Raw genomic sequence first — 10093 nt, 5'->3', positions numbered from 1 at the left:
TAGGAATGAATCGGCTGTGCGAATCGCACAAATGTTATATTAACAAATTTACGTTCAGTGCGCAAGCCTATTTTAAAAATTAATTTTCGAATTCGGTTGCAAGTGCTATTATTTCATTTCCAAGGTCGAACGGGCATAAAAAAAGCGTTTTCCTTATGAAACAGGAATCGCATAAGTTTATACTGGAGCTTCCAACCGGATTCGAACCGGTGACCTCTTCCTTACCATGGAAGCACTCTACCTACTGAGCTATGGAAGCATAAAAATGGCTCCGCAGGTAGGACTCGAACCTACGACCGATCGGTTAACAGCCGATTGCTCTACCACTGAGCTACTGCGGAATCGTACTACTATTTTTATTTTCCAACGACAAGACTTAGTATAACTAAAGTGCTGATGATAATCAAGCATTTTTTTCACTGGTCTTGCAACGACTTTTTTATAGTAGCATGGACTACTCATATTGGTCAAGCACTTATCATAAAGTACTTTATAGATTGTGCAATAAAGGGGATGTGCCGTGAGAGCTAAATTATTTATCCTGATTACTATTTGCATTGCCGCCGTCTTGTTCTTTCCCACATTACCTGGCTCGGATTCCGTAAAGACCGTTTTTAGATTGACGGACGAGCCACATGAAGTCATTGTAAGAGGAATGTCCGGGTCTGCATTGACGATCAATATTTCATTCGGAGAAGACGAAGTGGAGCAGCTGATTCATGAATTGAAGTCTCCCTATCCATTGCTACTTCTCGACATGGAATGGGCGGAGCGTTTTCCAGAAATCGTACAACTGATCAAGAAACGTAATATTCCAACCGGATTGTTGGGACATGCCGGAATGGAATATGAACAAAACACCCCTCTTCTTATCGGGCAATTAGAAAAGTATGAGGCACTTTTCGACTCCAAACCTCTTTGGTTTAGGACATCAGACGAGCAGTTCCCTTACTCTTTGCGCAATGCGCTATGGGATACAGAAGTGAATGCCCTCGGATCATCCGTGCAATGGCTGGAAGGTGAACCTCCTCCTGTTATTGAAGGAGAGATCATTTCCTTGCCCCACTATCGTGAAAAACGAGTTTCATTAAGTTCTCTAAAGAAGCTTAACGATACCCGCCAGTACAAGTCTTTGGAAGATGTTCTTTTCAATATGTCTTTAAAGACAAAGAGGATTCCTAAATAACGTTTTTAAAAAGCCCAGTTCCATTAACGGAAAACTGGGCTTTTTATCATTTCGCTTTCGCGGTTTTTGCTGTCTTTGAAGAATTCCTCGCTTGTTTACGCGCGTCAAGCCTCTCTTTGTCCTGATCGGATTGGCGGTTGTATTTCGGCAGCATTAGAAGCTGATACGCATTCACTGCAAGTAACGGGAATAGAAGAATCGTCACCCATGAATCGATATTGCCTGAACGGACCATCAACGCCGGGAGCCACTCAAGCGTCGTAATCACAATCATAAAGAACAAAGCTGAAATAAGTGTATGTTTCTTAGTCCATTTCGCTTTGAAATAAGCCGTGATGGCGGACACTACCAGTAACGAAAACAGCAATGTCAAATACAAAACAGTTCGTCCCGTATCACCCGCTGTTAGTTTGAATCTGAAAAACACTAAGTCAAAAATGACAACAGTGATCATTAACATTTGCACCCAATTCCACAACGTCAATGATCTGAACAAGTTCACGCCAAATTGATGCACCGTCAAATAAGCGAAAAAACCCATTTGTGCGACGACGCTCATTGTAAAACCAAGGAAAATCATCCATAAGAGCGCTCCGAGAGCTTCCATATATTCTCCAGATGACAAATATTGCGAAAAGAATTCCCAGCGGACGATCAATCCAAGGATCCCCGTGACAACTCCTCCTATTATCAATGCCGTAAAAAAGAATTTTACCCAATTTCGTATGGTCACGATATAGTTCCCCCATTTTCAATTGCTCCCAATAGTGTATCAACGTTTTGGCGAAAAATCTATTTAGTTGAACGTGTAATGCATATTCCCCGCCATTTTGTGAACAATAATTGAAAATGCAATCGGAAGGGAAATTGATTCCATGATGAAAAAATGGGTTCATTTACTACTACTCGCCATCCTTCTATCAGGCTGTAGCATGCAACAGCAAAGCCCGAATTATGACGAAATGAAGAAAATGATGACGGATGCATTGCAAACAGAAGATGGAAAGAAAGCAATCCGAAAAATGCTTTCAGAGGCTGAATTCCGCGAATTGATCGTGCTTGAGCAGCCCGAAGTGAAGAAATCAATCGAGGATACATTACTGTCGGATAAAGGCCAAGATTTTTGGAAACACGCCTTTGACGACCCGAAGTTCTCGGAGACCATCGCAAAAAGCATGAAAGAACAACAGCAAGACATCATGAAAAAATTGATTAACGACTCATCCTTCCAAGATGAAATGGTGGAGTTTTTTGGACAACCCGATATGCAAAAGCAAATGGAGACCATTTTACAATCAGCTAATATGAAGAAACAGCTGGAGAAATCCATCGAGGAAACGATTAACAGTCCATTGCTTAAAGCAAAATGGCAAGAATTGATTCTTAAAGCGGGTGAAGTCGCGCCTACCGAGAAAAAGGGCAGTGAATCGGGTGGTGGCGGTAGCGGTGGAGAGTCAGGCGGTGGAAATGAGAATGGCGGTGGAGGGCAATAGCCTCCACCGCTCGTTCTATTTATCATTCCGCTGTTTTATCAATAATTCCCTGTGCAATTGTTAAATAGGTTTTCCCGATTGGATGATCTTCCGCATATACGGAAGGAGCAAAATCATTTTCATTCCAATCCGGCTGTCCAAGAGGAATCTGGCCTAGAAGTTCCGTACGTAACTCCTCTGCAAGTCGGGTTCCTCCGCCTTGTCCGAAAACGTACTCCTTCTCGCCTGTCGCTTTTGACTCAAACCAAGCCATATTTTCAACAACGCCTAAAATCGTATGTTCTGTTTGAAGCGCCATTGCGCCTGCTCGCGCCGCTACAAAAGCAGCAGTCGGATGTGGTGTCGTAACGACAACTTCCTTCGTCGCAGGGATCATTTGGTGGATATCAAGCGCAACGTCCCCCGTTCCTGGTGGCAAGTCCAAGATAAGATAATCTAAATGGCCCCAATCCACATCGCGGAAGAACTGATCGAGCACTTTGCCCAACATTGGCCCCCGCCATACAACCGGTGCATTGTCCTCCACAAAAAAGCCCATGGAAATCACTTTAACGCCAAAGCGCTCCACCGGAATGATCCGGTCCTCGCGAATAACTGGCAACTCAGTGATCCCCATCATGTCCGGCACACTAAATCCGTAAATATCCGCGTCAATCAAACCGACTTTCTTGCCTAAGCGGGCAAGTGAAACAGCTAAGTTAACAGAAACTGTTGATTTACCAACGCCGCCTTTTCCTGATGCAATAGAAATGAATTCAATTTTATTTAATGGCGATAACAAGTCTTGCGTTTCCGATTCTGTTGCTGTACCGCGGAACTTTTCAAGTGCTTCAGGCGGGAGCTCTTCAAATCGGATACCGACTGAATCGGCGCCCGCAGCCTTGATCACTTCAACTACTTTTGTCTGCAAATTCATTTGCTCCGCCGTGTTGATTTTAGCGATGGCCAATTTTACACTGACATGTTTCTTCTCGGGCTTAACCGATATGCTGACAATCCCATCGGTTTCCGCAAGTGTTCTATGTAAAAACGGGTCCTTCAATTCGCCTAAAACGTCACGGACAATTTGTTCATTTATCAATTTGGCCACTCCTTAAAGGTATAATTCAATCTTCTCTAAGTATACCATAGTGGGCCAATCACAGAAGCAGTTCGCTTTCAATTCTCCTCCGATAAATGAAATTGGATGATTCCTTCAACAATGGAATCCGCCACTTTTACTTGGTAATTCGGATCTGTTAAAAGTGCCCGTTCTTCAGGATTGGAAATAAACCCTGTTTCAATTAAGACAGAAGGCATCGGAACTTTTTTCAACAAATAAACACCTTTAATGGCCATTGCTTCGCGGTCCGTATTTTGTAAATTATCCCGGAACGATCCTTGAATTGACTTCGCTAAAAGCTCTCCACCCTCATGGCCTTCAGAATGATAAAACACTTGTGCACCACGCCACTTAGTCTCCGGTATCGCATTGACATGGACGCTAAGAAACATATCGGGATCCTCTTCGATGGCAATACTCTCCCGCAGTTTCAAATCGGCAAGCTTCCGTTTTCGAGTCGTCCCGAACTCATCACCCGGCGCGTGTTCCGCAAGGGCATCTCCATCTTTTTCACGCGTCATGACAACCATAGCGCCCTTCTTTTCAAGTTTCTTTTTCAATTCATGCGCAATACTTAAGGTGATATCCCTTTCGACGACATCCCCAAATGAAGCCCCCCCATCCAACCCGCCATGCCCCGGATCGATGACGATTTTCACACCACCGAGCTGCTCAGGCATGAAAAAACCACGATCCGAAGCATTCACCCCGTAAATGACAACAACAAGGGAGGTTACAAATAACAATCCGATGATCAGCCATCGTTTCAAATTCCACACCGCCTTTTTCCACACTATACGCACGAGTGGGTCAAGATATAACCAATTGTCCAAGGAGAACTCTTCCGGTGTTAATGAGAACTTTTGGTGCTTCAATGAGAACTTCTGGCGCGTCAACGAGAACACTTCAAGTGCTCTCGAGAACTTCTTGTGCTCCTATGAGAACTTTTCATGCGATATTGAGAACTTTCAGCGTTTCAACGGGAACTTTCTCAAAAGCACCATCTTATTTTTTATAGCTAATAAAAAAAGAAGCCGCTCTGGCTCCCTATGTTAAAAACTTATTCAACTTCTCCGTGCCAATCCAACATGCCGCCGACCATATTTGTCACGTCGTACCCTTGACCTTCTAAATACTCACATGCCCGGCCGCTTCGGCCGCTAGATCGGCAAATCATAATATAAGACTTCGATTTATCGATTTCATCCAATCTTTCCGGCAACTCGCCGAGCGGAATGTGAACAGCTCCTTGAATCATGCCTTGCGCTACTTCTTCATCTTCACGAACGTCAATCATATTGAGAACCGTGCCATTCTCCAGTTGATGCTGCAGTTCAGTTGTTGTAATTTCCTTCATGCCGAATCCTCCTTGAATTTATTTAATTGAAACCTAACTTCTCTTTTACTTCTTTTATTTGCTCGGTATGTCGCATTTCATGGTAAGCGGTGAAAGGAATCCATTGACTGAGATTCATGTCACCGAACACGGGGTGCGGATAGGATTTCGATCGCAAAATATCTGACGGCGTATTATAAGCGATTGCCGATAGAGCTTCATGTGTTTGCGATAGCTTCTCTTTCAATTCATCGAGAGTGGCAAAATCATCCGATGGATTTGCAAAATCGGGTGCCTGGACTTTTGTTGAACGATTCACCGATAGTTCAATTGGTTTATCCCCCACAACACTGTCTTCCCCTGCACTAAGCTGATATTGGATTGTCTTTGCAATGGCGCCTTCCATCAAATAAAGATGTTCCAACACTTGCTTAATGGACCATTCATTTTCCGACGGCTTTTTGTTCAACTCTTCGTTCGTCAAATGCTCTACTTCCACAAACAAACTTTCACGTGCCTGATTGTTGATTTTCACCGAAACACTCCTCTCTGTACTGTTCTCCTATCTTACCATTTTGGGTTCAAAACTAATCGTGAAGCGACTTTTTCACATAAACCAGATGCACGATTAACCTTTATATGCTACTTTATGAATAATAGTCGGAAAGTTTAATGTCGCTATATATAGAAATGGGGGAAACGGGATGTATAAATTATATTGCCGAAGCTTTCAACAGGTCATGAAGTTATCAATGTTTTTCCTGCCTTGGCGCGAACCCGAACTATTAGTTGGGGAAAATAGTTTATCGAAACTGCCGAACATAATTCAAAGAGAAGGGCTTAAAAGTATTTTAATTGTTACAGATAAAGGCATTGCGGAATCAGGCTTGATGGAGGGATTACTGAATGGGCTGCGTGCATTAGAAGTCGACTTTGCGGTTTACGACAAGACTGTGCCAAATCCAACAATTGATAATATCGAGGAAGCGTTGGAACTTTATAAAGCAACTAAATGCGATGGGGTCGTCGCGTTTGGAGGAGGTTCGCCAATCGATTGTGCCAAAGGGGTAGGCGCACGTTTAGCAAGGCCTGATAAGAAACTCCCTCAGCTGAGAGGCGTTTTAAAAGTCATGAAAAAGATGCCTCCGTTGTTCGTCGTTCCTACGACTGCAGGCACGGGGAGTGAGGCAACGCTTGCATGCGTCGTTTCTGACAGCAACACACATGAAAAGTACGCATTGATGGATACCGCACTCATCCCGCATTTTACGGTGTTGGACCCGTTACTTACAGTGAAACTCCCGAAGCATATTACGTCGACGACAGGAATGGATGCACTTACTCATGCGGTCGAAGCTTATATCGGCAAAAGCAATACGAAACATACGGCGCAATGGAGCATCGAGGCCGTCAAGCTGATTTTCGACAACCTTTACGAAGCCTATTCAAACGGCGAAAATATCACAGCTCGGACAAATATGCAAAGGGCCGCCTATTTAGGAGGAAAAGCATTCACTCGCGCTTACGTGGGCAATGTACATGCCATCGCACATACGTTGAGCGGGTTCTATAATGTACCGCATGGGCTCGCCAATGCGATTATCCTCCCCCATGTCCTTGAGTATTATGGAGAATCCGCACAGAAACCGTTAGCTGAGCTGGCCGATGTAATTGGCATTTGCGTACGAACCGACTCCACTGAACAGAAATCGACGAAATTCATCCAAGCCATTAAGGATTTGAATAAAAAAATGGCCATTCCCGATAAAGTCGATTGCATTAACGATCGTGATATCCCGCTCATGATTGAACGGGCTCTACGAGAAGCCAATCCGCTTTATCCCGTTCCAAAAATCTTTTTTAAGGAAGATATGCGGGAACTGATTAAAATGATTGAGGGATAGTCAGGAAAAACAAAAAATCGTAAGCCAGTCATCTTTCATATGATTGGCTTGCGATTTTTTATTAACCGTTACCGTTTTTCAAAGGTTGCGTCTAAGTAGTAGAAGAAAAGAGAGGTGATCGTTGTGTCCGGTGAATTATGGTTTAGTGAATATAGTGATGCGGTCTACAGTTATATCTTTATGCTTGTGAAGGATTCACACACTGCTGAGGATTTAACTCAGGAGACATTTATGAAAGTCATTGCAAATGAACACCAGTTTAAAGGGGATTCATCCGTGAAGACATGGATTTTTCGGATCGCCTATACAACAACGATGAGTTATTTTAGAAAAACCAACCCTTTAATGTATTTTTTCGATCTACACTCAGTTCGTACCGAACATGGAGCATCCACTGAAGACATTGTGCTTCTGAATTCACAGCAAAAACAATTTTACGACGTTCTCAGTCAGCTGAAAAAGAGCTATCAGCAAGTAATTATCTTAAGGAAGATTCAAGGATTTTCCACGAAGGAAACATCATCTATCCTCAATTGGTCGGAAGGAAAAGTGAAGATGAGTTTGTCGAGGGCACTGCTGGCTTTTAAAAAAGAATTAGAGAAAGGTGGTTTTTCAATTGAAACATTTATCCGATGATGATCTGGCGAAAGAGCTGAAGCAGCTTGGCGATGTGTTTCGTCCGTCTTCATTACAAATAGAAAAAATGCGGAAGTCAATTTTCACTCAAGCGCGTCCTAAAAAAACGTTCCGCATTCACACATTGCTCCCGACCTTTCTTTCGCTTGTCGTTTTATTTTCCATTGGTGTCGGATTGTATATGGGCCTCGGTGAATCGGGTCAAACGAATGTAACGGCTTCATGGGATGGCATGTATGTACAGCAAATCAGCCGAACGAGTCCAACATATTACGTATTGGAGTTTAGGGAATCTACATTGACGGTTAAGGATGATTTTCTCGGCGCCGCTTTCATGGGCGATGATCGGGACAGAGAAAAAGCTTTACAAGGCTATAAAATTAAGGAGCCTCTATTAGTGGCAGGCACATACGAAAATTTCACGGTTAAACATAAAGGCGACACGTATACAATTGTGGCGGATGGTTTCTCTTATGAATTAAAACAAAAAGGTCCACGAATCTTTGTCGGTGAAGACGGCATCGAATTTTCCACTTGGAAGTACTTGGATACTACGGAAGTAATCACTGATGATTTCACCCCTGAACGGTTAGGTGTCGTGACGCAATCGGAACATACATTTTTGGCTGAGTGGGGCTCTGATGCGATGGATAGAGGTGAGCACGATTTCGAATTTCACGAACACGGGAAACTTGTCGTTTCAACTGACGTTGGCGAACTAAGGCGGGGGCATGTCGTTTATTATCATATGCCGCCTTCTGTAATCGCCAAAAACACGGCCATACCCGAAATGTATATCGGCAGAGTTGTCGGCTTGCCCGGAGAAACGGTTGAGATTAAGGGAGGTCAAGTGTTTATCGACGACAAGCTGCTTGATACGTTTTATGGAAAAGCAACGAGGCGAGGGATGGGCGAAGAAGAATATTTCAAAAACACGCCCAACAATGCCATTGTTACTGAACAATCCACGAGGGAATACTTCAATATGAATGTAGATCCGGTCGTCGTAAAGGAAAACACTGTCTACATCCTCGTCGATCAATGGTGGCGGGGTACGGATAGCCGGGACTTCGGAGCACTCTCGATTGATAAGATCGAAGGCATTATTATCGGCTATGAAAAATGATGGCAGAATAAAGGCCTGCAGTCCAATCTGTTGGCCTTTTCACTTTTCCTAAATATGTATTGTAGTAAAGAAGGAGTTTTAGACGTGTATGTAGAAGAGATTTACAAGATGGATCCCCACCCTCTTTCTATTTTATCCTTTCGCCGCATCCTCTTTTCTCATCCCTTTTCATTTCTTATTTCTCAGTACTGCAAAATAAAAATAGGAGTTGCAATAATTGACAATTACTATGAAGAAACGTGATGAAGTAAAAGAATTGATAGCGCTGCGCTCGCTCCATTACAGATTGACGTTATCCGAAAAAGACAACAAACGTTATGCAAATATAGTCAAAGGCTTTGAAGGCGAAAAACGTTTCGATCAACTAACAGAAGCATTGCAGGCCGACATTTATCTGTTACACGATATTTGCCTGGATCAAAATCATTCAGTCTTTCAGATTGATACTTTGCTTATTTCCGAAAAAGAAATAGTACTTTTTGAAATTAAGAATTATGAAGGAGACTTTCTTTACGAGTCTGGTGTCTTTCGTATTCTTTCCACCAACCAGGAGATTCTGAATCCGCTGCATCAGTTAAATCGAAGTTTGACACTGCTACGTTCATTGCTAAAAAGGATGAAGAGCAATATGACAATTAAAGGGTATCTCGTATTTATCAACCCAGAGTTCACTTTGTATCAAGCTCCTGCTGATATACCGATAATTTTGCCTTCACAATTAAAACGGTTTATGGAGGGCATCAATAAAACTCCATCCGTTCTGAGCAGGGAACATCGGCAGCTGGCGGAGCACTTATTGAAAATGCACTTGCCACACTCACCTTATGCACGGGAGCCGCATTTCCAGTATCAGCATCTGCAGAAAGGTATTTTTTGTCCCTTATGCCATTCCTTTATGACAAGAAAAAATGTCCTTAAAACGGTTTGTGAAAAATGTGGGTATGTAGAGGGGCTTGACGCTAGCATTATTAGAAGTACTGAAGAATTGAAACTCCTTTTTCCTGATATGCGAATCACTAGAGCACTTGTACAAGAATGGTGCAGAGTAATCGACTCCTCTAAAACGATCAGAAGAGTATTAGCGCAGAACTTTACACAGAAAGGGAGTAAGAAACAGAGATACTATGTGGATAAGCTATCTGAAAGTGAATGATGAGCATTTATGCAACGTATTGAAGGGTTATATAGAGCCGCTATTCTAGGAGTCGATCTAAATTAATCGGGTACTAGCTTTAAAAGAACGCTTAATGTACCGCTAGCAACATTTTACCGTACTCGCGGGACTTTAAAGCTCTCTTAATGTACCGCCA

11 protein-coding genes and 2 tRNA genes are annotated in these 10093 nt (G+C 42.9%); 6 read left to right on the top strand and 7 right to left on the bottom strand.

Features of this window, described 5'->3' with window-relative positions:
* Positions 1–183: 183 nt before the first annotated feature.
* Positions 184–259, bottom strand: a tRNA-Thr gene (locus SLU01_RS17555).
* Between the two features lie 7 nt (positions 260–266).
* Positions 267–341 (bottom strand) — tRNA-Asn (locus tag SLU01_RS17550).
* Positions 342–520: 179 nt separating this feature from the next.
* On the opposite strand from SLU01_RS17550, the gene SLU01_RS17545 reads away from it, so the two are divergent.
* Positions 521–1186: a polysaccharide deacetylase family protein gene (locus tag SLU01_RS17545; protein WP_147060771.1), complete on the top strand. Its 666-nt coding sequence runs from the start codon at positions 521–523 to the stop codon at positions 1184–1186.
* Positions 1187–1232: 46 nt separating this feature from the next.
* Here SLU01_RS17545 and SLU01_RS17540 read toward each other — a convergent pair whose 3' ends face one another.
* Complete coding sequence (locus SLU01_RS17540; RefSeq protein ID WP_147060769.1) at positions 1233–1919, bottom strand: KinB-signaling pathway activation protein; 687 nt, start codon at positions 1917–1919, stop codon at positions 1233–1235.
* Between the two features lie 142 nt (positions 1920–2061).
* Here SLU01_RS17540 and gerD point away from each other — a divergent pair, with 142 nt between their 5' ends.
* Positions 2062–2679 (top strand): spore germination lipoprotein GerD, encoded by a 618-nt coding sequence (gene gerD / locus SLU01_RS17535; RefSeq protein WP_308507749.1) that lies wholly within the window; start codon positions 2062–2064, stop codon positions 2677–2679.
* 22 nt (positions 2680–2701) lie between these two features.
* On the opposite strand, the gene salA is transcribed toward gerD, so the two are convergent.
* The 4 genes from salA to SLU01_RS17515 form a co-directional block, all read right to left on the bottom strand.
* Positions 2702–3760 carry an iron-sulfur carrier protein/transcriptional regulator SalA gene (gene salA, locus SLU01_RS17530; RefSeq protein WP_147060767.1) on the bottom strand — a complete coding sequence of 353 codons (1059 nt, stop codon included), beginning with the start codon at positions 3758–3760 and terminating at the stop codon, positions 2702–2704.
* A 77-nt stretch (positions 3761–3837) separates the two neighbouring features.
* A complete protein-coding gene (locus SLU01_RS17525) occupies positions 3838–4551 on the bottom strand; it encodes an N-acetylmuramoyl-L-alanine amidase (protein ID WP_147060764.1) in 714 nt (237 codons plus the stop codon).
* A 290-nt stretch (positions 4552–4841) separates the two neighbouring features.
* Positions 4842–5138: a rhodanese-like domain-containing protein gene (locus SLU01_RS17520; RefSeq protein WP_147060762.1), complete on the bottom strand. Its 297-nt coding sequence runs from the start codon at positions 5136–5138 to the stop codon at positions 4842–4844.
* A 22-nt stretch (positions 5139–5160) separates the two neighbouring features.
* On the bottom strand, positions 5161–5652 hold the full coding sequence (locus tag SLU01_RS17515; RefSeq protein WP_147060760.1) for a DinB family protein: 492 nt from the start codon (positions 5650–5652) through the stop codon (positions 5161–5163).
* A gap of 169 nt (positions 5653–5821) precedes the next feature.
* On the opposite strand from SLU01_RS17515, the gene SLU01_RS17510 reads away from it, so the two are divergent.
* The 4 genes from SLU01_RS17510 to SLU01_RS17495 all read left to right on the top strand — a co-directional run bounded on the left by SLU01_RS17510 (position 5822) and on the right by SLU01_RS17495 (position 9936).
* Positions 5822–7021, top strand: coding sequence for an iron-containing alcohol dehydrogenase (locus tag SLU01_RS17510; protein ID WP_147060758.1), 1200 nt, complete (start codon positions 5822–5824; stop codon positions 7019–7021).
* Between the two features lie 123 nt (positions 7022–7144).
* The gene (locus SLU01_RS17505; protein WP_147060756.1) at positions 7145–7657 is read left to right on the top strand and encodes an RNA polymerase sigma factor; all 513 of its coding nucleotides are present in this window, start codon (positions 7145–7147) and stop codon (positions 7655–7657) included.
* On the top strand, positions 7638–8783 hold the full coding sequence (gene lepB / locus SLU01_RS17500) for a signal peptidase I (RefSeq protein WP_147060754.1): 1146 nt from the start codon (positions 7638–7640) through the stop codon (positions 8781–8783). Before SLU01_RS17505 ends, lepB begins: the two co-directional genes overlap by 20 nt.
* Positions 8784–9000: 217 nt before the next feature.
* Positions 9001–9936: an NERD domain-containing protein gene (locus tag SLU01_RS17495; protein ID WP_246111039.1), complete on the top strand. Its 936-nt coding sequence runs from the start codon at positions 9001–9003 to the stop codon at positions 9934–9936.
* Positions 9937–10093: the final 157 nt, after the last annotated feature.

Source organism: Sporosarcina luteola (genome assembly GCF_007991495.1).
In the GTDB taxonomy this organism is placed as follows: Bacteria; Bacillota; Bacilli; order Bacillales_A; family Planococcaceae; genus Sporosarcina; species Sporosarcina luteola.
The sequence above is the reverse complement of the archived record's forward strand: the minus strand, read 5'-3'. Positions and strand labels throughout refer to the sequence as shown.